At 60.9% G+C, this 19,801-nt stretch carries 23 protein-coding genes; 12 read left to right on the top strand and 11 right to left on the bottom strand.

What is annotated here, in order from left to right:
* Positions 1–3 precede the first annotated feature (3 nt).
* The 5 genes from E0504_RS11015 to E0504_RS10995 all read right to left on the bottom strand — a co-directional run bounded on the left by E0504_RS11015 (position 4) and on the right by E0504_RS10995 (position 4,772).
* Positions 4–270 carry an Hpt domain-containing protein gene (locus E0504_RS11015; RefSeq protein WP_131624012.1) on the bottom strand — a complete coding sequence of 89 codons (267 nt, stop codon included), beginning with the start codon at positions 268–270 and terminating at the stop codon, positions 4–6.
* Positions 267–623, bottom strand: coding sequence for a response regulator (locus tag E0504_RS11010; RefSeq protein ID WP_131624010.1), 357 nt, complete (start codon positions 621–623; stop codon positions 267–269). The genes E0504_RS11015 and E0504_RS11010 overlap by 4 nt, the downstream gene beginning before the upstream one ends.
* Positions 620–2,725, bottom strand: coding sequence for an ATP-binding protein (locus tag E0504_RS11005; RefSeq protein ID WP_131624008.1), 2,106 nt, complete (start codon positions 2,723–2,725; stop codon positions 620–622). The genes E0504_RS11010 and E0504_RS11005 overlap by 4 nt, the downstream gene beginning before the upstream one ends.
* Before the next feature lie 560 nt (positions 2,726–3,285).
* Positions 3,286–3,636 carry a HAMP domain-containing sensor histidine kinase gene (locus E0504_RS54165; protein ID WP_131624006.1) on the bottom strand — a complete coding sequence of 117 codons (351 nt, stop codon included), beginning with the start codon at positions 3,634–3,636 and terminating at the stop codon, positions 3,286–3,288.
* Positions 3,637–3,719: 83 nt separating this feature from the next.
* The gene (locus E0504_RS10995) at positions 3,720–4,772 is read right to left on the bottom strand and encodes a PAS domain-containing protein (RefSeq protein WP_165938483.1); all 1,053 of its coding nucleotides are present in this window, start codon (positions 4,770–4,772) and stop codon (positions 3,720–3,722) included.
* 429 nt (positions 4,773–5,201) lie between these two features.
* Between E0504_RS10995 and E0504_RS10990 the strand changes: the two genes are divergently transcribed.
* Positions 5,202–6,311 carry a sensor histidine kinase gene (locus E0504_RS10990; RefSeq protein ID WP_131624002.1) on the top strand — a complete coding sequence of 370 codons (1,110 nt, stop codon included), beginning with the start codon at positions 5,202–5,204 and terminating at the stop codon, positions 6,309–6,311.
* 222 nt (positions 6,312–6,533) lie between these two features.
* On the opposite strand, the gene E0504_RS10985 is transcribed toward E0504_RS10990, so the two are convergent.
* Both E0504_RS10985 and E0504_RS10980 read right to left on the bottom strand, forming a co-directional pair.
* A complete protein-coding gene (locus tag E0504_RS10985) occupies positions 6,534–8,249 on the bottom strand; it encodes a serine hydrolase (RefSeq protein ID WP_131624000.1) in 1,716 nt (571 codons plus the stop codon).
* A 230-nt stretch (positions 8,250–8,479) separates the two neighbouring features.
* The gene (locus tag E0504_RS10980) at positions 8,480–8,803 is read right to left on the bottom strand and encodes a YnfA family protein (protein WP_131623998.1); all 324 of its coding nucleotides are present in this window, start codon (positions 8,801–8,803) and stop codon (positions 8,480–8,482) included.
* A 130-nt stretch (positions 8,804–8,933) separates the two neighbouring features.
* Between E0504_RS10980 and E0504_RS10975 the strand changes: the two genes are divergently transcribed.
* Together E0504_RS10975 and E0504_RS10970 are read left to right on the top strand one after the other, a co-directional pair.
* Positions 8,934–9,365, top strand: coding sequence for a hypothetical protein (locus E0504_RS10975; RefSeq protein WP_131623997.1), 432 nt, complete (start codon positions 8,934–8,936; stop codon positions 9,363–9,365).
* Between the two features lie 84 nt (positions 9,366–9,449).
* Positions 9,450–9,899, top strand: coding sequence for a MucR family transcriptional regulator (locus tag E0504_RS10970; protein ID WP_131623995.1), 450 nt, complete (start codon positions 9,450–9,452; stop codon positions 9,897–9,899).
* Positions 9,900–9,972: 73 nt separating this feature from the next.
* Here E0504_RS10970 and E0504_RS10965 read toward each other — a convergent pair whose 3' ends face one another.
* The 3 genes from E0504_RS10965 to E0504_RS10955 form a co-directional block, all read right to left on the bottom strand.
* Entirely contained in the window at positions 9,973–10,245 is a 273-nt protein-coding gene (locus E0504_RS10965) for a hypothetical protein (RefSeq protein ID WP_131623993.1), read from the bottom strand.
* Between the two features lie 143 nt (positions 10,246–10,388).
* Positions 10,389–10,565 (bottom strand): DUF1508 domain-containing protein, encoded by a 177-nt coding sequence (locus E0504_RS10960; protein WP_131623991.1) that lies wholly within the window; start codon positions 10,563–10,565, stop codon positions 10,389–10,391.
* Between the two features lie 18 nt (positions 10,566–10,583).
* Complete coding sequence (locus E0504_RS10955) at positions 10,584–10,784, bottom strand: dodecin family protein (protein WP_131623990.1); 201 nt, start codon at positions 10,782–10,784, stop codon at positions 10,584–10,586.
* A gap of 836 nt (positions 10,785–11,620) precedes the next feature.
* Here E0504_RS10955 and E0504_RS10950 point away from each other — a divergent pair.
* From E0504_RS10950 to E0504_RS10920, 7 genes are all read left to right on the top strand, one after another.
* Complete coding sequence (locus tag E0504_RS10950) at positions 11,621–12,871, top strand: site-specific integrase (RefSeq protein ID WP_131623988.1); 1,251 nt, start codon at positions 11,621–11,623, stop codon at positions 12,869–12,871.
* A gap of 194 nt (positions 12,872–13,065) precedes the next feature.
* Positions 13,066–13,797, top strand: coding sequence for a hypothetical protein (locus E0504_RS10945; RefSeq protein WP_131623986.1), 732 nt, complete (start codon positions 13,066–13,068; stop codon positions 13,795–13,797).
* A 159-nt stretch (positions 13,798–13,956) separates the two neighbouring features.
* A complete protein-coding gene (locus E0504_RS54160; protein ID WP_373693893.1) occupies positions 13,957–14,160 on the top strand; it encodes a helix-turn-helix transcriptional regulator in 204 nt (67 codons plus the stop codon).
* A 263-nt stretch (positions 14,161–14,423) separates the two neighbouring features.
* The gene (locus tag E0504_RS10935; RefSeq protein ID WP_165938482.1) at positions 14,424–14,861 is read left to right on the top strand and encodes a hypothetical protein; all 438 of its coding nucleotides are present in this window, start codon (positions 14,424–14,426) and stop codon (positions 14,859–14,861) included.
* Positions 14,858–15,820 (top strand): CHC2 zinc finger domain-containing protein, encoded by a 963-nt coding sequence (locus E0504_RS10930; RefSeq protein ID WP_131623980.1) that lies wholly within the window; start codon positions 14,858–14,860, stop codon positions 15,818–15,820. Before E0504_RS10935 ends, E0504_RS10930 begins: the two co-directional genes overlap by 4 nt.
* On the top strand, positions 15,817–17,352 hold the full coding sequence (locus tag E0504_RS10925) for a YfjI family protein (RefSeq protein WP_131623978.1): 1,536 nt from the start codon (positions 15,817–15,819) through the stop codon (positions 17,350–17,352). Before E0504_RS10930 ends, E0504_RS10925 begins: the two co-directional genes overlap by 4 nt.
* Positions 17,352–17,819, top strand: a complete 468-nt coding sequence (locus tag E0504_RS10920; protein ID WP_131623976.1) for a hypothetical protein — start codon at positions 17,352–17,354, stop codon at positions 17,817–17,819. The genes E0504_RS10925 and E0504_RS10920 overlap by 1 nt, the downstream gene beginning before the upstream one ends.
* A 203-nt stretch (positions 17,820–18,022) precedes the next feature.
* Here E0504_RS10920 and E0504_RS54155 read toward each other — a convergent pair whose 3' ends face one another.
* The gene (locus E0504_RS54155) at positions 18,023–18,370 is read right to left on the bottom strand and encodes a hypothetical protein (RefSeq protein WP_373693892.1); all 348 of its coding nucleotides are present in this window, start codon (positions 18,368–18,370) and stop codon (positions 18,023–18,025) included.
* A gap of 64 nt (positions 18,371–18,434) precedes the next feature.
* Between E0504_RS54155 and E0504_RS54150 the strand changes: the two genes are divergently transcribed.
* On the top strand, positions 18,435–18,704 hold the full coding sequence (locus tag E0504_RS54150; RefSeq protein WP_373693891.1) for an HGGxSTG domain-containing protein: 270 nt from the start codon (positions 18,435–18,437) through the stop codon (positions 18,702–18,704).
* A 34-nt stretch (positions 18,705–18,738) separates the two neighbouring features.
* The gene (locus E0504_RS10910) at positions 18,739–19,437 is read left to right on the top strand and encodes a hypothetical protein (RefSeq protein ID WP_131623972.1); all 699 of its coding nucleotides are present in this window, start codon (positions 18,739–18,741) and stop codon (positions 19,435–19,437) included.
* Positions 19,438–19,801 lie beyond the last annotated feature (364 nt).

The following is a 19,801-nucleotide window of genomic DNA, read 5'->3' as shown; positions in this document are numbered from 1 at the left end:
TCCTCAAAGCGCGCTGAGCTGCTCCAGGAGTGCGTCTCCCGTGGCGGTGCAGTCCTCGCCCGCCAGCGCGGCTTGTTCCAATGCCAGCGCAGCCTCGCCAACCTTGGAATGACCGAACATGCCTGCAATGCCGGCCAGCTTGTGCGCCCGGTCGATGATCGCAGCCCGGTCACCCGTTTGCAGGGCGTCGGCGATCGCATCGCGTTCATCCGCTGCCCGGGCGGCGAAGCGGGCCGACAACTCGGCCATTTTCTGTTCGAGCGAATTCACAGCAGTGCGCGTACCTGCGCCGCCAACGTGACCGGGTCGAAGGGTTTGGCAAGCACGCCCTTGGCATCGAGCGTGGCGAAGCTCTGCATTTCCGACCGCTGGGCGCGCGCGGTGACGAACACGACCGGAGTGCGGACTTCGCGCTCCCGCAGTCGAGCGAGCACGGCGGGGCCATCCATCACCGGCATCATCACGTCGAGCAGGATCACGTCGGGCTGCCATTCGGCGACCAGCGCCAGCGCCTCTTCCCCCGAAGCGGCGGTGCGCACGTCGAACCCTGGGTCGAGTGACAACGACAGCTCGGCGATTTCACGAATGTCGGGTTCATCATCGACGTACAGCACCCGGGTCATGCGCTATCCTTCCTGCTTTCGCCCGCGAGGCGCAAGGTCAGCCGCACCAGATCGTCGACTGAGCTGCGGCTTTTGACCAGCACCGCATCGACCTGTCCATCGGCGTGTGGTTCGTCCAATGCGGTGAACAGCAGCACTTTGAGACCAGGCGCCGCCGCGCGCAAATCGGGCACGAGTTCCAGCCCGCTGTGCGGCGCGATTCCGACATCGATGATCGCGGCAGCGAAGGTGTTCTGGCTCAGAGCGGCTCGTGCTTCATCCAGCGTCGCCACGGACACGATATGCGCGGTGCCATCGAACGCGGCGGCCACCACATCAAGACAGTCCTGATCGTCGTCGACATGCAGCACCGCGGGAAGGCCGGAAGCGGCCGACTGTTCGCTTGAGGCTTCGCAGATCAGAGGCAGGTCGACCGAGAACGTGGTGCCTCCGCCCGGCCGGTCGGTGAAGCCAATGGTGCCACCATGCCGCTGGGCGATCTCCCGCGCTATCGAAAGTCCCAGTCCCGTCCCGCCGCGTGCCCGACTGTCCGAGCTGTCGGCCATCGCGAACTTGCCAAAAATGCGGCTGCGAAACGCGTCCGGTATTCCTGCCCCCCGGTCGCTGACATCGATCCGCACGTTCTGGCCGTGCTGGCTAGCCATCAGTTCCACCGTCCCGCCGCGCGGCGAGTGCTTGATCGCATTGGATACCAGATTGGTGACGAGCTGCTCCAGCCGGTCGGCATCGCCCTCGATCACCAGAGGCCAGGCGGGATGGGTGAACTGCAACGCGACCTCGTGACTGGCCGCGAATTGCGCGTTGGCCGCCTCCACGCGCTCGATCAACGGAGTGACCCGCAGGCGGCGCATGTCGAAGTGCATATTGCCCGATTCGATCTTCTCGATGTCGAGGATGTCGTTGATCAGGCGGATCAGGCGTTCGCAGTTGCTGTGGGCAATCTGCACCAGGCGTGAGGCCTTTTCGCCAAGCTGTCCGACCGCGCCCGAGGATAACAGGCCAAGCGCTCCCCCGATCGAGGTCAGCGGCGTCCGCAACTCGTGGCTCACCGTGGAGACAAATTCAGTCTTCAGCCCTTCGATGCGCTTGCGTTCGGTCACGTCGCGAATGATGGCGACATATCCGCTGGCACCCGGGGTGATCCGGCTGATTGCCACGTCCGTTTCGAAAGTGGTGCCATCCTGGCGCAGACCGGTGAACTCCATCCTCCGCCCTGCACCGCGCCGGCCCGCGCTGCCGACGCTACGAAGCCAAGCCAGGCTGTCCTCCAGCGGTGGTGGGTTAGCCATCAGGAAGGTGTTATGCTTCCCCCTCAGGAAGTCATCATCGTAGCCGAACAGGCGGACGATGCTGGGATTGATCTCACGGATGTAGCCGTCCTGGTCCAGCAGCAGCAGGCCGTCGACCGTGCCATTGAGGATCGCCGTCTGCCGCTCGCCTAGTTCGTTCGCGCGGGCGAACTCCCGCTGGCGTTCTCGAACCGCGCGCGCCGTGATGATCGCCACTAAAGCGAGCAGCAGCGAATACGCCGCCAGCAGCAGATACGTCGTCTTCTCAACCCGTTCGCGGGAAAGATCGCGCGATTCGGTCGCGAGCTTTAGGTGCGCGCGCTCGATTTCGTCGAGCTGCTCGACCTCATCGCGCATGGCGTCCATCAGCCGCTTGCCCCGGCCCTCGGCGATCATTTCGCGTGCTGCGGCCGAATTGCCACCCCGCGCCTGACGGATCGTGGCATCGGCGAAGATGAGTTTTTGTCGTGAAAGCTCGCGCAACCGCGCGACGCCAGGCGCCAGACGCTCCTCGTCGCGCTTGGCCAGCTTTTCGAGCGTTCGGCCGATTTGCCCCTTTCCGTCGAGATAGGGATCGAGGAACTCTTGCCGTCCAGTCAGCACATAGCCGCGCTGACCGGTTTCCATGTTAAGGTGCTCGACCATCAGCTCGGTGAGCTGGGCTCGCGTTTCCACCGACTCATCAACCAGTTGCCGCAGTTCGCTGATATCGCGAAACTGGTTCTGCATCAGGAAGAAGAACCCCAGCAGACCCAGCGGGATCGCCATCAGCATGAGCGTAGAAAGCACGCGCCGGATCTGAAGTTTATTCATCGGTGCAAGACCCGCAATATTGGCGCTGTGTCGCTGCCCGAATATGGTTTCCCTGAAGTAAACACCACCTACGTCTCGACGCGGCGATCATCGCCAGTTCGGTCGGTTGCGCTGGTACCGTTGCAGCCGTTTTCGGCCAAAGAGGGAAGCTGGTGCCGCTTACAGGACTCGAACCTGTGACCCCATCATTACGAAAGCAAGTATCGCTCTACGATAATCACAGCAATTTCAGATGTTTGTACACCAGACGGACAAGGGTTTTACTGCTGACCCAAGCCTGTCCCAAGTCGCGCGAATACCGTCCCAGGCCACCTTCCTATTGAAAGAACTTTGGTAGGATGGATCGCCGGAATGCGACCCGTTCTATACCCACCAAGACCGGGCGCGGACCATGGCCGGCTCGCAAGCCTGTGCATCAATGTCGGCAGGCGACCAGTGTTGGCCGCTGGTGCCCCCTGCTTCATGAGGCCAGATAACGGCGTCTGCTTCCGAGGCTTTGGCCGACCCCAGCGAATGACCGAGAAGGGGTGGGGAGCGGACGTTGCTCTAAATCCCTTCCGCTAATCTATTGCAGGCAGCTCAAATGAGAATCTTGCTCCACCACCGGGATTGTTCTGGGCCCACACTCGGCCCCCGCCAGCCTCGACCATAGTCCGGCTGATGGCCAACCCGACTCCCATTCCACCGGGCTTGGTGCTCACAAACCCATCGAAGATGCTGGAGGTCGTGTCCTTTGGCAAACCAGGTCCATTGTCTTCGACGCTGAACACGATGTGATCGTTCACCCTACGCGCAGTCACGATCACCCTGCCCTTCTCGATCCCTGCCACTGCCTGGCACGCGTTACGCACGAGATTGGTCAGGACTTGCTGGACCTGGACGGGGTCGGCGTAGACGAATAGACCGTCCATGCATTTGGAGAGCACATCAACCCCGTGAAGGCGACCCGCCGTGGCTAAGGTGATTGATTGACTGATTATCTCTGGCGCCGGGGTCAGAGCACGCACGGGTTTTTGGCCCAGAGCCAATTGGCGCAATCGCTTGATGATCGATCCCGCTCGGATCGACACCTCTTTGATCTCGGACAAAACCGCCTTGGTTTCACTGAGCGGAGCGCGCTTTCAAGCATTCTCTCCATGCCTAAGACATAGGAGGACATAGCTTGAAGAGGTTGATTTACCTCGTGTGCCACTGTTGCAGCCATGCTGCCCATGGCGCTTAGCCGGGACGCATGGACCAGTTCATTCTGGAGGTGCAAAATCCGCTGCTCTGCAGCGACGCGTTCGTTGATATCAGTGCAAGTGCCGTACCACCGAACCACTTCGCCCGCTTGGTCCCTTTCTGGTCGGGCGCGTGTCAGAACATGCCGATAGCCGCCACTGTGATGCCGGAGGCGATACTCGATTTGGTAAGGTTCTCCGGTTTGAACCGAGTGCATCCAAAGGTCCCAGGCCGGCTCGCGGTCATCGGGGTGAAACAGGTCGGCCCAGCCTTCATCAATCTCTCTCCGCGTGGCACCCGTAAACTCACACCAGTATTGGCTGAAGTAGTTCGGCTGACCGTCTGCGCCAGTCAGCCACACCATCTGAGGAAGATTGTCGAGGGTTTGCCGAAGTCGTGCGTTCTCGTTGCCTAGATCTCGCGCAGAGGACTCGAGAGTGAACTTGGCGGTGTCTGCCGCCAGAAGTGCTTCCCGGTGCTCGGTGACATCATGCCCGACTGCAACTATCCCGATCGCACCGCCATCCGCGCCAAGGATCGGTTGGTAAATAAAGTCCATGTAGAGCAGCCTGTCGCTACCCTTGGGATGCATCGGCACCGCGTGGCCGATGAACGGCTGACCCGACGCATATACCTCCCCCACAAGGTCCCCAAAGCCTTGCTCAATCAGTTCGGGTGCAACCTCTGCTACCGTCTTCCCGACAATCTCCGTCACGCCAAGGAGATCGCGGTTCTTCCTGTTTGAGAAGCCGTAGCGATATTCGGGCCCGATGATCACGCACATAAAGCTATGAGATTCTTCAAACAGCGCGTGGAGGGTTTCCATCGCAGTCGCTCTAAGCGGTGACGCATCCCGCAGTTGCGGTTCGCTGAGCAGTCCTGCAGACACCATCCATCCTTTGCGCTGTTGCCGACCGCGGCGGCGCAATAGGCACATGAACGCAAAGCAGATACAGCACGGAAATGCCACGCGGTTTCGCAGATGCCCTGATCAGCGGTGGGGGGCTTACCTCCACTGACTCACTGTGAACCGAAGCAATCCACTACAATTCCAGTGTCGGGAACGGGTAGATTGCTACCGGCCCCCTTTCGGACTGCGCTACCAGCCGAGCGAGCGGCTTACAATGGGTGGATAGCGTCATCCGGCGCGGGATTAACTGGCTTCGCAACTGGACCGGTTCGTCTAGCGTTCTCCTGATGAGGGGTGTATCCAAAGCGAAGCTGGGTCGCGGCATTTCCAGCTAGAGGACCCAAATTGGCCCAGGAAACATCGGCCGCCCACTACAAGAAGATGTATGACCGGGTCTCAACCTTGGCTCGGATCGGCGTGTGGGAATGCGATCTTGCAACAGGTGAGCTTGCGTGGACCGACATGGTCTATGACATCTTCGGAGTGCGGCGAGGTCTGGCGATTGATCGCGAGATGACGCTCCAGCTCTACGAGCCCAATTCTCGGTGCGAAATGGAGCGGTTACGCAGCGAAGCGATTGCCAACGGCACAGGCTTCACGCTGGATATTCAGATCAAGCCTAAGGCAAACGGAGCCCGCTGGGTCCGCTTAACCGCGCAGGTAGAACAAGAGGCCGGCAAGTCGGTTCGAATATTCGGCACAAAGCAGGACGTGACAAGTGAGATCGCGGCACGCGACAAGCTGCACTCGCTCCAGACGGAACTAATTCACCTCTCTCGTGGGAGCGCCATGGGGGCCATGGCTTCCACGATCGCGCACGAGTTGAACCAGCCGCTTGCTGCGGTCTCCGCTTATCTTTCTGCCGCCCGCCGGATCGCGCCTCGTGAGACAGCTGGTTCCGACCTCGACGAATGCATCGAGGGGGCCTTGGAAGCCGCGCATAGAGCAGGCCATATCATTCGCTCAGTCCGGGCAATGAGCGCCAAAGGGGACGGCAAGAAGACGGAAGTAGAACTAGGCCCGGTATTGAAAGAAGCCACTGCTCTTGCGACCGCGGGTATCGAGCACCTTACCGTGTCTCGGGATGTCTCCTCCGGTCTGACGGTCTATGCAGATCGCATTCAGATTCAGCAGGTCGTGATCAATTTGATCCGCAACGCGTGCGAGGCGGCTGCGGGTAATGCCTGCCACATTGGCATCGAGGCGCGGTCTACGGGCTCATATGTCCAAGTTTGCGTGTCTGACGACGGCCCAGGCATACCGGCAGATATCATGACCCAGATCTTCGAAGCTTTCGTCTCGACCAAAGCGGAGGGTCTTGGAGTAGGGCTTTCAGTTTCACAAACGATCGTCGAGGCGCACGGAGGCCGAATGACCGCTACCAACTTGCCTGACGGAGGAGCATCAGTTTGCTTTACCCTTCCCGAGACGTTGGGTGAACTGGCTGCGAGCTAAGGTCGACCGGAGCGTCGCTCACATTGGCCAGCGACCGCGCCATGTGTTGTCCCCTTTGGGGTCGATTGCTGCCAGTCCACTTTTGGCCGCTTGAGCAAAAAAGCAGACCGTCCGCTCTCAGGGGTGCGACCGCTCCTCGCTTACGTCCGATATTGGGTGGCAAGCAGACATGGTGACCACGCGCTGACTAACGCACAGCGACTCAGGCATGCGCTTACAAAATTACTGCGCACGCCTGAATCTCATTCCTTTCACGCGGCTAGCATTCAACACTACAGCTGCCACCTCTCCCGAAGCCTCGCGCTCAAACTTGGCTGTGTAGATGTCTGGGAGACGGAACTCGTCGGGCCTTTGCGTCGCACTGAGTTCAGACTCGGCATAGCCGGACGTCGCGAGCAGCAGCCGACCGTCTTTCTGACGGACGTACATGGTGATGTCGACATTCTCACCGACATAGACGCCAGCGTAAGGCTGCAGTGTCTCTGCGGTCGGTCGCAACACAGCAGTGCGCCTTAGCGGCGCCCCCCCGGACTCGTTCGCAGCAAGGTCCCAAGAGGTTAGAACCATATCGTTTTCCACCCGGTCGAACTGCAAAGCGAAGGGAATTCCTCCCAAAGAGGTGACAAACCTCCCAGAACCCACCGGTCTCAACGTGGGAAAGGAAGGGCGGCCGCGCGGCGTAATTGTCAACCGGCCGTCAGTCACTGCCACCTCGACAGCGGCGGCGCCTCGAGTGTCCTGATAATGACCGACATACGCTTGAAGTTCACCCGGCGGGACAACGACCGTCTGGGCGAGTTCAGCAGCGCCCGCAGTTCGCGGCTGGGTTTCCGCCAATACGCGTGCCTCAGGGGATGCGTACAAACGGGCGACGTCAACGGCGAAAGAGTCCATTCCTTGGTAAGTGTTACACAGAGTAGCGATGGACAAGTCGGCCGTGGGGAGCTGAACGAGGTAAGTAAAATCTCCAACGCCATGATATTTCAGCACGGGGAATCCTGACAACGCCCCCTTTTCCACGCCGAAGGAATAACTGGTGTCATCGGCGACGTTTGGCGGTGGCGGAGCGTCATTTTCCAGCTGATTCAGCATCGCTCTCAGCCCTTGGCGCGGGTCGCGAAGCGCTTGCTCGAAACGAATGAGATCGTCGAGGTTGGTCGTCACTGAGATCGTGCCTACCGGGGAAATTCGATAGCGGAGTAGCCTGCGATAGCCATCGCCGTCACTTTCATGAAACAAGGCATGACCCGGCACCACTTGCGACTGGTTGAAGCCAATGCGCGTCGCGGTCATTCCATTGGGCCGAAGCAGCTTTTGGCTAAGGTAATCGTGGAAGGATCCACCGCTCGCCCGCTCGATCAGTATCTTGAGAAGAGCGTAATCGGTGTTGCTATACATCTGGTCCGCGCCGGGAACGAACCCAAGATTGCCCCACCGGGAGAGGATGCGGAAGAACTCGTCCTCGGAAAGCCGGTCGGATAGTTCGAAACCGGGGCCAGCGAGGGTGCCATAATCGGCTAGCCCGCTCGTATGGTGCAGAAGCTGTCGTATTGTTACAGCGTCGGCGTAGGATGGCACTTCCGGTACGTGCCGACGAACTGGATCGTCCAACGTGAACATGCCGTCTTTTGCGAGCATCGCGACTGCCAGGCCGACGAATACGCGCGCCTCCGAGTACGGAATCCAGCTCGCGGTACTACTGGTCATCGGAACACCAAGCGCCGGATCAGCCATGCCGTAGCTCTTTTCGAAAACGACCTTCCCAGCTTCGATCACCGCGACGCTGCAGCCGGGCGTCCGATTGCTGTCGTACCTCTTGAACACAGCATCAATGGCACCGGCCAAAGGGGGGCGCCGCGACACCTGCGCGCTAGCCGGTACCGACGCCAATGCGGCAACTGTCGCGAAGTACAAAAACTGGCGAAGGAGTCTCTGCATCTTTCCCCCCAGTTCAAAAGGAGCAGAAACAAACGGTATCAGAACGCAGCGAGCGGAGAAACTATCTTAACAGGATCTACAACTAGGACCGGCTGAGCAGAGAATCCACGGAGTTGGCCGATGTCCGCAATGGGGGCGTTAGCGGACAGGCAGCTTACGGTGCTCGGGCCCCCAAGAGCGGTCAGTCCGCTACCGGCCTAGCTTCAGCCGTTCCAGCGATGGTGGTGCCGCTATGCTGACCGTGGACCCCACAAGATGATGGCTGCTCCACCAAGACAGACCGCGGCGCCGATAAGATCCCACCTGTCTGGCTTCACCCCTTCGGCGAGCCAAAGCCACACCAATGCCGATGCTATGTAGACACCTCCATAGGCAGCATAAGTGCGACCGGCCTGCTCAGCATCCACAAGGGTAAGAAGGTAAGCAAACAGGCACAGAGACAGGGCGCCGGGTACGAGCCACCAAGGCGACTTGTCGAGCCGCAGCCAGGCCCAGAAGGCGAAGCAGCCCGCGATCTCCGCCAGCGCGGCTCCGATGTAGGCGACGACCGTCACTCGAAGCTTGTCGCACCGGTGATCCGTGTCTGCAACGGCAGTCCCCGCAACGCCTGGCCCGTTCGCTTGCGACCTATCATCGGAGGAGTGCTCTGCTGGCAACTTCCGCGGGTGCCGCTATTGGCAGCCTATGATCTTCGCCAAAATTGATCATTGGATCGGCCGGACCTTGTTCGTCCCGCCAATCGTCAAGTTCTGCCAATTAACCCGGCAGACCCAGTTCGCCGTGTCACGCCTCTTCTGGTTCATCGCGGCCCTAGACGGATTCTATCGCGCCGAGACGCTGTTGGGCTCCATTCTGTGGGGCGTTGTGAGCTTGTTGATGATGCTTTCGGCTGCGCGGCGCGCCGACAGCCCGACGATCAGCTTCATGTTCTTCCGGTTGTTGGCGGTAGTCTTGCTCTTGCTTGATATCCTGAGAGGGATCACCACAAATGAGTGGGCGGGATGCGAGTTCTGGTTTTTTGTTCTGGTGGCGGAGTACGCCGCAATAATCCGCACTATTCCGCCCAAAGAAGATACCCGGCTTAAGACACCGCAAAAGCAAGCGCCGACTAGCTGAGCCGGTCAGTTAGCGCTTTGACCGTACGCTGTTTCAAAGCTCGCTCCAAAGCCGGAGGAGCTCAACTGATTACAAGAGGACTGAATGGACAACACCGAAACCGACGCCAGCGAGATGCTGATCACACTGACCGCTGACATCGTCGCTGCGCATGTGAGCAACAACAACGTACCCGTTTCCGAAGTCACCACGCTGATCGAGACCGTACATCAGGCGCTCTCAGGTCTGGGCGAAGTCCAGGAAGTCGTGGAAGCTCGTCCGGAGCCCGCAGTCAGCGTACGCGCTTCCATCAAGCGGGATCACCTTGTTTGCCTGGAAGACGGCAAGAAGATGAAGATGCTTAAGCGTCACCTGATGACCGAGCACGGCATGACCCCTGAAGATTACCGGGCGCGTTGGGGCCTCGCGGCGGATTACCCGATGGTGGCGCCCGAGTACGCGGAGACCCGCCGCGATCTTGCCGTGAAGATCGGCTTGGGCCGCAAGCCGGGACAGAAGCGCGGGCGCAAGCCTAAGGCAGCACCAGCGACTTAGCCTCCCGCACGCCGAAAAAAAATAATCCGAGAAGCTGCCCCCACCTAGCTCAAAAGCTAAGTGGGGGTGGCGCTCAGGTACTCGGCGAAGACTTCGGCACGTAATAGTTGCCGTCGTTGCTGCGGCCCCAGTTCAGGCCTTCAGGCCGAGCCCGTAGACCGTCTTGCAGCATCATGCCGGCATGCTTCCCATTAAAGCCAAGACTAACCAGCACACCAACAATAGATGGGCCGGTGACAATGCCGTTGGCAATGCACTCGTTGATCAGAACTTGAGCTCGGTCGTGTTTGTTGACACGGTCTTTTGCCAGCTTGGCATCGAGCGCCTTCAGACTTCCGTAAATCACCGCGAACTTGGCTGGGTCCAGTTTAGAAGTTGATCGCTACGCACAGGCTAAGGATTCCAATCGTTTTCGCTTTCATTCCCAGACTCCTGGTGAGTGATTTAAGTTCTCCGCAACCTCTTGGCATGGCGCGGATCTGATGACTATCAGCTGTTGTCCTCGATCTCCGCCCCAGGCCCATTCTTCTTGAATGATTCGATGGCAGACATTGCGGACGACTTGCTGGTGTAGCCTTCCGACGAAAACATGACCTCGGAATTGTATTTGAAGCGGACGCGGAATTCGCCCTTTTTGTCTTTGTGCACTTCGAACTTGTGCGGCATTGGTTTCCCTCCCCGGACTCAGTGGACGATAAACGTAACTACCATGGTCACTCGCCATTCCGCGACATTGCCTTCCCGAACGACGACTTTGGTGTCTTTCACCCACGCGCCCTCGATGTTGTCGACGGTTTCGCCAACCTTCGCGATCCCGTCGCGGACCGCGGCTTCGATGCTTTGGGTGGAGCTCGCGATCACCTCGATCGTTTTGGCAATGGCCATGTCGGTTCTCCGTTAGGCGGGGATGTCAAGTGCAGCCATGCCCCCACTCCTCCGCAGGTGTCGAACGGACATGCTGATGAATGTTAGACCCGCGGGCTTGTTCACGGCAAGCCGTAAGCTGTTGCGACTGGCATTTGTGAGTCATGGATCGCAACGAAAATGACTCGTTAAACTTAACATTTGAGTGCAAAGAGAGGGGTGGGAGGGCCTCGTGTCCAAGACGCTCATTGTGTTGCTGGCGATCTTTCTAGTTGGCGCGCTACTAGCGTTTCTCATCGCCGAGTACCTGAGCAAACCACGTTAGCCGATCAGCCCAATCATACACCGCGCAGTGTAGTCCTCGGTAGACTCGTAGGTCAGGAACGTCGGAGTAGCGGCTTCATACTCAGTGCCTCAAACCATCGTAACCTGCCCAAAAAGGGTTGATCGCTGCGAATGTCGGCTTTCGACCCAATCTCGGACGCGACAGGAATCCAAGATGCTGCCGGCGAGCCAACGCCAAAAGCTCGCAAACCTTGGAACGAGCTCTGCTGCCTATTGTAAGTGGGTATAGCGTGGGTGGATGCCTGAATAAGGCCCAAAATGCCCCAAATAGGACCCAAGCGTCGATCCAGCCGAAAGACCGTTGCGCTTATCCCTCTGTATTTGCCTGCTGAGAGGCTGGTGCCGCTTACAGGACTCGAACCTGTGACCCCATCATTACGAATGTCGTGGCCCGTCACTCGGCGGCTTGGCTCCAACGCCTATGGTTTCCGACGATAAACTTCCCCGCGTTCCATTGATGTTCACGGAGCTTCCCGCTAATGTGATTGCTAGAAACGAGGCTAGCAATCACGATGCCCACTACCCGGATCAACAAAAGCAGCGTTGACGGCGTCAGGGCCGGACTGAAGGACGTGTTCCTCTGGGACGACAAGATCCCCGGGTTCGGGCTCAAGGTCACGCCAGCCGGGGCGCGGGTCTACCTCTACCAATTTCGCTTGCACGGGGGCCGCGGCGCAAAGGTTCGGCGCTACACGATTGGCAGGCACGGCGCCTTGACGCCCGACCAAGCGCGCAGCGAAGCGAACAGGCTGTCCATGTTGGTAGCCCAAGGGGTCGACCCTCAGTCGGACAAGGTCGAGCGCAAGCGCCAGTCGATCGACTTGGCGTTTCCAACCTACCTCGACGCCTTCGTGAAGGACTGCCTTGCTGCGAACTGGAAGGGTTCGGCTAGCGAGGTCGAGGCGATGCTTCGGCGCTACGCCCTGCCCGCCCTACGTTCAAAGTCGCTGCCGGAGGTCAACCGCGTCGATGTAGCAGCAATCATGCGCTCGGTGAAAGCGCGGCCCGCTCTCGCCAGCAAGCTGTTCGCGGTGCTTCGATACCTGTTCCGCCACGCGGTCAGTGAGGGCGATCTGGTCCGCTCGCCGCTAGACGGAATGAAGCCCCCTTCCGTTCCCGCCGCCCGCGACCGGGTACTTGAGGACTGGGAACTTGCCCTGATATGGGAGGGTGCCGTCGCAATGGGTGACCCGTTCGGCTCGATGGTGCGGCTGCTGATGCTCACGGGCCAACGCCGCAAAGAGGTAGCTGGCTTGCCCTGGTCCGAATTGCGCCAGGCCGATGCGATGTGGAAGTTGCCAGCCGATCGCGCGAAAAACGGCCAGCCGGTTGATACACCCCTTTCGACCTCGGCGGTCGTTCTGTTGAGCGCGCTCGCCAAGTCGGAGAAATGGCCCCGTCGCGGCTGGGTGATCTCCACTACCGGGAAGGTGCCATTCTCGGGCTACTCCAAGGCGAAGAAGCGCCTCGATGCCGAAATTGCTAAGCTCAACGCAGGTGAAGCGCTAGAGCGCTGGACGTTACACGATCTGCGGCGGACACTGGCGACGGGAATGCAGCGCCTTGGGGTGCGCTTCGAAGTCACGGAAGCGATACTCAACCATGTTTCGGGCTCCCGCTCCGGCGTGGCTGGTGTCTATCAGCGACACGACTGGGCCGCCGAAAAGGTGCGCGCCTTGCAGTCCTGGTCCGATCACATTGAGGGGCTGCTGACCCCATTTGACGAGTCGAACGTGGTTCAGTTCGCGGAAGCGCGAGCCTGAGCAGGTGGCGCGGCTAGGGTAGCTCCCGAACGGCGGCTCCGCACCGCTTGCCGCGCCATTATCATAAATGCGGTAACCGCGGCGGAGCGGCTATGAATGACGATGTGAGAGCGCGCTTGGATCGGCCTCAATGGGCTTGGCCAATCGCTGTCGCATACACGCTAGACGATGAAATCCGGGCGGACGCTCTTCGCGTGGCAACCGAGGTTCTCGACAGCTACCACCTGCACGGGATCGCAGAGTATACTGCGACAGCCTCGATGCATTTCCTTGCCGAATGCCTTGGCGCTGACGACAACGACGCCCATCGAGAACAAGTGCTCCGCGCTGCCGAGCAGCCCCTGCTTCGTCATCTACAGGCTGGCAGATTAGCAAGTTGGGGGCGGGAACAGGCAGAGAGCAACGAGTGGAAAGAACTTGGCCCCCTTGATTGGGATGGCGCCGAAGTCGTATTCAACACGCGGTTCTGCAACCTAGCGGTAGAGGGTTGGCGAGGCCGCGAAGAAGGCTCCTTGGGAGCCATTCTCTCCGGCGAGGCGCCTATCGTTCGGTACTATGACATTCGAGTAGGTCGCGACGACATGGTCGCCCTGTTCGGTCGAGACGCGCGTGCTGTTGTATCCTCCGACGCCGAGCGGCTGATTGCGGAAGCCCCCCGACTGACTGGCCGCTGGACGAGCATGGTGCCGTCATCACAAGCAAAGCTGGCTTATGACTTCTTCGGACGTGCGCGACGCCACCTGGCTGGAGGCTCTGAGGTTTTGAACCAAGCACAGTTGTGGTCGAGGTACGTTAGTTGGCTTCAGAAGAACTATCCGAACGCTCGCCCCTTCGTGCGGTCGGCATTCAAGGAACAACTTGATCGGTACGAAGATGGCTGGAGGGTCCGGGCGGACGGCAAGGGCCTCACCCATTCGCCGGACTAGCGTCGCCTCACTTCGCCATGCATCAGCCCTAAACCATTGATTATTCGCGCCTGACTTCGCCGCACTTTTGGCCGTGATCCTCCGGCAATTCGCGGCGGTGGGCCTTTCCGCGTTCAACCGCGCCCATTGAAGGCCACGCACGCTCGCGCTGGCCAACGGATGGCAACGGCGATGCACGATCTCCTGAACACTAAGGACGCGGCCCCTCGCGTCGGAGTTACCCCCGGCACGCTTGAGAACTGGCGCGTCGCTGGAACGGGCCCCCGCTTCATCAAGGCCGGTAAGCGGGTCTTCTATGACCCCGCTGACATTGAGGCGTGGAAAGAGGCGAACCGGTTTCAGTCTACGGCGGAGGCGGCTTGAGCCTTGACCAACCGCAACAGGGAACTGCCTCCTGAAAGGCAGAAGGGTCGGACCCTTTCGGTGTCCGACCCTCTCGTGACTGCGGCTGTGGCGGCCATTGCAATCGAGGGCTTCAATGTAGGCGATACTACCCGTTGGGGCAACCGACTTGCGTGTGCGGCGCGTAGCTGCATGACGCACGGCAAGCTCGGCGAAGATCGCCGTCTCACCCGCCGCGAAGCAGAGTCAGTCTGGCGGAAGGTGTTCGCCGGGGCAGGCGCCCGATGAGCGCGCACGTCCTTACATTGCCCGCCGCAGTCCGCCTAGGTTTCACGCATGTTTGCGTCGCGCCGGTTTCGTCCGGTTGGGCCGCAATGATGTGGGCCAAGACTGGTGGCCCGTACGGCCTGAGCGCTGCTCTCGACTACGAAGGCGCAGTCGATCGGGCTCGCGCATACGTCGCAGTGGACCCCGCAACCCGTGTTCTCGATGTACCAGCCGGTCAGGGCGAAATGGATGGTCGCGGCCTGGTGCACGTTGACCGGCGGGACGATGGCTGCCTCGAAGTCACGCAGGAGTCGGCTAGCGGAAACTCGTTCGCACTCCTTCGTCGCTATCGGGCACCTGATCGCAAGCGCGCCATGCTGTTCGCTGTCGAAGTGCTGGCACAGTATACCAACGGGAAAGGCCAGCCTTCGCGGCTGGGGCGGGTGCCGCTGTGAGCCTCGCACAGCGCGTTTACCGCGGCGAAGGACGCTCCCCGCCCCCGCGGCTCGATCTCAACGCCATACGGCGCGACAACCCGCTCCCGGCTGTGGCTGGCGCGGTGGTCAAGCTCAAGGCGTTCGGCGGTGAATGGAAGGCGTGCTGCCCATTCCATAGCGATCGTTCGCCATCCTTCACGATCTTCTCGAGCGGTAAGCGCTTCCATTGCTTCGGCTGCGGGGCATCCGGGGATGTGCTGGACTTCGTTATGCGGCTTCACGGGGTGGGTCTGCGCGATGCCGCTGACATGCTCGGCGGCGGCGACCTGCCTGTGGTTGAAGTGGCACCAGGCCAACACGCGGATAATCGCGACAGCGACCGTACGCCTGCGGCATTAGCGATCTGGCAGGGCGCGGGACCAGTCGAAGGCACAGTCGCCGAGCGCTATCTGCGTTGGCGCGGGATCACGATCCCTGCCCCAATATCACTGCGCTTTGCCGATCTGCCGTACGGAGCCCGCGGGCCGGTGTACCCGTGCCTGGTCGCGTGCGTATCGAGCGCCGAGGGCCCGCTCATCGGCATCCAGCGTACGTACCTCGCTTCGGATGGGTGCGGGAAAGCCGGCGTGCCCAAGCCGAAGCTGTCCCTGGGCAAGGTGTCAGGGGGCGCCATACGGCTGGCTGGGCTCGATGGTAGCGAGCTTATCGTCTGCGAAGGCGCAGAAGATGGCCTCTCGTTGCTTCAAGCGCTCGGTCGCCCGGTGTGGGTCTCGGCTGGCGCGTCGATGCTGCCTGCTATGCGGTTTCCTCAGGAGATCCGAGCGGTCGCGATCGGTGGGGACAACGACGACGCCGGGCGCCAAGCCGCGGACAAGGCGGCACGCGCGTACGTTGCCCGAGGCATCGAGGCGCGAGTGTTCTTCCCGCGCATCGGCAAAGATTTCAACCACGAGCTTATGGAAGGGGCGCGCGCATGACTGCCGCCATCAAGGAGGCGTTTGCGAGCGCCGAGACGATCAATCTGTGGTGCGAGCCTCGGGAACTGCCAGGCGGCCTTCATCCGGTGGAGCAGTTTAGCTGCGAGTTACTTCCGGCCCACTTGCGGGACTGGGTGGATGACATTTCGGAGCGGATGCAGACCCCGCCTGAATATGTCGCGATCCCTGCCATGGTGGGCGCGGCCACGGTAGTCGGGCGCAAGCTGGCCATCCGTCCCAAGCAGCAAGACGACTGGAAGGAAGTCCCCAACCTGTGGGGCTGCATCATCGGTCGGCCTGGTGTGATGAAGTCCCCCGCCATCGGCCAGGCGCTCAAGCCCCTTAACCGGCTCTCCGCTTTCGCCGGTGAACGCTTCGAGCGGGAGCGCGCCGAATACGATGCCGCAGATATGGAGCGCGACCTGCGCAAAGAAGCGTCCAAGGCGGCCATGAAGAAGGCGCTATCGACCAACGCTCAAGCGGACGTGTCTAATCTTCGCTTTGTCGACGAGGAAGGCCCGACTCTCCGTCGCTACAGCACGAACGATTCCAGTTACCAGGCGCTGGGCGATCTGCTGCGGCACAACACCAACGGCCTGCTGGTGTACAAGGACGAGCTCATGGGCCTGCTCAAGCCACTCGACCGTGAGGAAAACAGCGAGGCCCGAGCGTTCTACCTGCAAGGCTGGAACGGTGATGGCAGCTACACTTTTGACCGCATTGGCCGAGGCGCGAACCTTCACGTTCCGGCTCTGACAATCTCGGTGCTGGGGTCGACGCAGCCCGCGAAGATACAGAGCTACGTCGACGGCGTGGTGAGCGGGTCCGGCGACGATGGCCTGTTGCAGCGGTTCTCACTCGCAGTGTGGCCGGACGCTTCACCATCGTGGGAGTACGTCGACCGTCTCCCCCGGGCCGAGTACCGGCAGGCAGCCTTTGACGTGTTCGATCACTTGGACCGTCTGACGCCCGACAGCGTCGGCGCCGTGACGGACGAACATGATGCCCGCTTTCCTTACCTGCGCTTCGATGCGGAAGCTGGCGAGCGGTTCAAGGTGTGGTTGTCGGACCTGATGCGACGGCTGCGGGCGGACGACATGCACCCGGCACTCGAAAGCCACTTCGCGAAGTACCGTTCGCTGGTCCCGTCGATGGCCCTGCTGCATCATTTGATGAGCGGCAAGACGGGGTCGGTCGGGCTTTTGTCGGTTTTGTCGGGTATCGCCTGGAGCGATTACCTAGAGGGCCATGCCCGGCGTATCTATGGCTCCGCGGTCAACGACACAGCCCAAGCTGCGAAGGCAATCCTGCGGCATATCCGAGCGGGCGATCTCGAGAACGGCTTCAACCGCCGCGAGATCGAACGCCGCGGGTGGGCGGGCCTTCAATCCAACGTTGAACGCATCCAAGCCGGGCTCGGGCTGCTGGTCGACTATAGCTGGCTGCGCGAGGTTCCCGCCGACCAGCCTGGCGAGCGAGGCGGACGCCCGGCGCTTCCTACCTACATCATCAATCCAGCGGTGAGGGGCTAATGGGCTATCTCGACGAACTGCGGGCTTTCGTTTCCGAAAATGCGCCCGATGAGGCACTGACAAAACTGACAGAACCCGGTTTTGTCGGTTCTGTCAGTAGCCCTGTAGTCCACATTTCGCCTCAACCGGCTGCGCTCCTGCGCGAGTGGCACGCGAACCTGTCGAAGATCGACCAGTTCGTGACGCCGCCCGAGTGGAGTTTGGGTGACTGGCTGAAGCTCACCGACACAGCCTTATGGCTGTATGAAGGACACGCAAGTTACGCGGTGCGCCACGGCTGGACTGCGCTGGACCTGTTTGGCGTCCGCCCCGGGTTTCCGCAGCGCGGCGGTCTTGCTGATCTTCTCGACGGCGCCCGCAACCTGAAGGTGTCCGGGGGCAAGGCGTACTGGTCGCAATTCGGCGCGCCCCTCAACATTGGCGTGGGCATTGGCCAGGGCTGCGTGCCGTTGTGGGAGCTAAACTGATGACCAAGAAAAAAGCCGCGCCGATCGAGCCGCTTCCGCCACGGCGCGATGCCGACCCAGCCGAGAAAACTGCAATAGCACGGGCTCGCGTTGAACGAGGCAAGCGTGGTGCCCACGCACAAGTGCAACAGCGGCCTGAGACCGAAGGCACCGTTCTTGCGCTCGGGAGCCCCCACGACGATGAACAAGGCAACGCGGTACACCTAGCCGAGACGTTCGCCACCCGGTCGGACGACTTCGTATCCACGACGCTGATGCACCTGGCCAACGCAACCGCCCAGGGCGGCGCGCCATCGGTGCCGGGCATCAACACCAGCCTCGCGCTGATCGGCGCCATAGCTCCGCGGGACGAGCTCGAAGCGGCCCTCGCGGCGCAGATCGCGGCAACGCACGACCTGAGCATGGCAATGATCGCCCGGACGAAAACGGCGCAGCAAGCCGAGCTCATGCGCGACTTCGGCAACATCGCAACGAAACTTCAGCGCACCATGACAGCGCAGATTAAAGCCCTGTCGGACTGGCGCCGCGGCGGTGAACAGGTTGTTCGTCACCTGCATATCTATGAGGGCGGCCAAGCTGTGGTCGCTGAGACGGTCAACGTAGGGGGGCCTCAGAATGAAAACCTCGGCTTCAAACCCCATGAACAAGGCGCATTCATCGCCCCGGTGCCTGGCACGTACGCGGCGGGGCACTCTCTGTCAGTGTCCGGCTCTCCGGGGGCGGACCCGCTGCAAGCTCCACGGCGGGAAAACACAAGGCGGCGGCGCTCCGGTGGGTAACAAGAACCGGTTGGTCCACGGACGCCATTCGCGGGCGCACCGTGAGGCGATGGCGCTGATCCGTCAGTTCCAGCGTGCCGCCCGGGATTGCCTCGACCCCGGATAAGGTGGACGTTGGCCCCTCGAATCGGGAGGGACCTATGCGCAATCTGTGGCTGTTCATCGCCGTGGGGCTCGCGTTGGTATTTGCTGCGCCAGCTTCGGCGTCGTCGACGTTTGACGACTTCGCCACTGCGTGGTCCGAGCGCGACGCCCGCTATGTCGAGAAGCACGCCGCACTCGATAAGGAAGCGCGCGCAGCAACGGCTGCCTTCCTCGACAACGCAGATCCTGCTTCCGCTGAATCGGCGGCGCGGCTGGAAAAGATGATCGCGGCGATCAAGGCCGCTTCCTACGTCGACGGGCGTGGGATGATCCTCAGGGATTTGCGCATCCACATGGTCAAGAAACCCACTGCGGCGCGAACTGATCTCTGGATGCAGGAGAAGGCGGATTCAGTCCGCACCCAATCGAGCGATTTGGACGGGAAGTTTGCTGACCTCAAAAGGCGAAGCGCTGCGGGCCAGGGGGAGACTGACAGCTACTTCACCGACACGATCGCTGCGCTGATCATGGCCGCGACGCTTCAGGGGCAGGTGGAAGAGCTTACCCTCGTCGATGCTAACTTGGGGTCCTACTTCCAGGCCAAAGGTCAGGAGGACGCTTCTCGCCGTCAGGCCCGCGCCCGCATATTCGGCGCGATTGGTGCTGCGTTGAGTTCCTACAGCGCGCCGGAGAACAGCCTCTGGTCGGCAACCTGCACCACCGCATATGGCACTACCCGCTGCACCGGCATGTAGGTGAGCCAATGAGAAGGCCCCTATAGCGCTGCAGGGAGCCGCTCCATGTGCGCCATTCGCGAGAACGGCTGACTTGGGAAGGACAGGATACTTTTGGCGGCCATACTGGCGCGGGCTGCTTCTCGGGCTAAGGTCCAAAAATAGGTGGCGGGCAGACCTTACACTGACAGCTCATACGGCCACTAGTGGGCCGTTTGCTGCCCGATCCGCTTTCGGGCTCGACGGTCAGCAAGCAGCCGGTCCGCTTCTGGCAAATGCATCAGCGGGCGCGAACGTCCACCTTTGGGGTGGAGAGCAGACGCTAGGCTAACCGTGAAGGCCACGGTCGAAACTTCGGGCCACCGATCTGCCTGAAGAAAATTGT

This window comes from Parafrankia sp. BMG5.11 (genome assembly GCF_004337455.1).
The sequence above is the reverse complement of the archived record's forward strand: the minus strand, read 5'-3'. Positions and strand labels throughout refer to the sequence as shown.

Excerpts from the sequence above, each read along its gene's own strand:
- E0504_RS11010 (WP_131624010.1), bottom strand. The coding sequence starts at position 623 with ATGACCCGGGTGCTGTACGTCGATGATGAACCCGACATTCGTGAAATC.
- E0504_RS11005 (WP_131624008.1), bottom strand. The coding sequence starts at position 2,725 with ATGAATAAACTTCAGATCCGGCGCGTGCTTTCTACGCTCATGCTGATG.
- E0504_RS54165 (WP_131624006.1), bottom strand. The coding sequence starts at position 3,636 with ATGGACGGTCTATTCGTCTACGCCGACCCCGTCCAGGTCCAGCAAGTC.
- E0504_RS10995 (WP_165938483.1), bottom strand. The coding sequence starts at position 4,772 with ATGGAAACCCTCCACGCGCTGTTTGAAGAATCTCATAGCTTTATGTGC.
- E0504_RS10985 (WP_131624000.1), bottom strand. The coding sequence starts at position 8,249 with ATGCAGAGACTCCTTCGCCAGTTTTTGTACTTCGCGACAGTTGCCGCA.
- E0504_RS10975 (WP_131623997.1), top strand. The coding sequence starts at position 8,934 with ATGATCTTCGCCAAAATTGATCATTGGATCGGCCGGACCTTGTTCGTC.
- E0504_RS10970 (WP_131623995.1), top strand. The coding sequence starts at position 9,450 with ATGGACAACACCGAAACCGACGCCAGCGAGATGCTGATCACACTGACC.
- E0504_RS10960 (WP_131623991.1), bottom strand. The coding sequence starts at position 10,565 with ATGCCGCACAAGTTCGAAGTGCACAAAGACAAAAAGGGCGAATTCCGC.
- E0504_RS10955 (WP_131623990.1), bottom strand. The coding sequence starts at position 10,784 with ATGGCCATTGCCAAAACGATCGAGGTGATCGCGAGCTCCACCCAAAGC.
- E0504_RS10950 (WP_131623988.1), top strand. The coding sequence starts at position 11,621 with ATGCCCACTACCCGGATCAACAAAAGCAGCGTTGACGGCGTCAGGGCC.
- E0504_RS54160 (WP_373693893.1), top strand. The coding sequence starts at position 13,957 with ATGGCAACGGCGATGCACGATCTCCTGAACACTAAGGACGCGGCCCCT.
- E0504_RS10935 (WP_165938482.1), top strand. The coding sequence starts at position 14,424 with ATGAGCGCGCACGTCCTTACATTGCCCGCCGCAGTCCGCCTAGGTTTC.
- E0504_RS10925 (WP_131623978.1), top strand. The coding sequence starts at position 15,817 with ATGACTGCCGCCATCAAGGAGGCGTTTGCGAGCGCCGAGACGATCAAT.
- E0504_RS10920 (WP_131623976.1), top strand. The coding sequence starts at position 17,352 with ATGGGCTATCTCGACGAACTGCGGGCTTTCGTTTCCGAAAATGCGCCC.
- E0504_RS54150 (WP_373693891.1), top strand. The coding sequence starts at position 18,435 with ATGAAAACCTCGGCTTCAAACCCCATGAACAAGGCGCATTCATCGCCC.
- E0504_RS10910 (WP_131623972.1), top strand. The coding sequence starts at position 18,739 with ATGCGCAATCTGTGGCTGTTCATCGCCGTGGGGCTCGCGTTGGTATTT.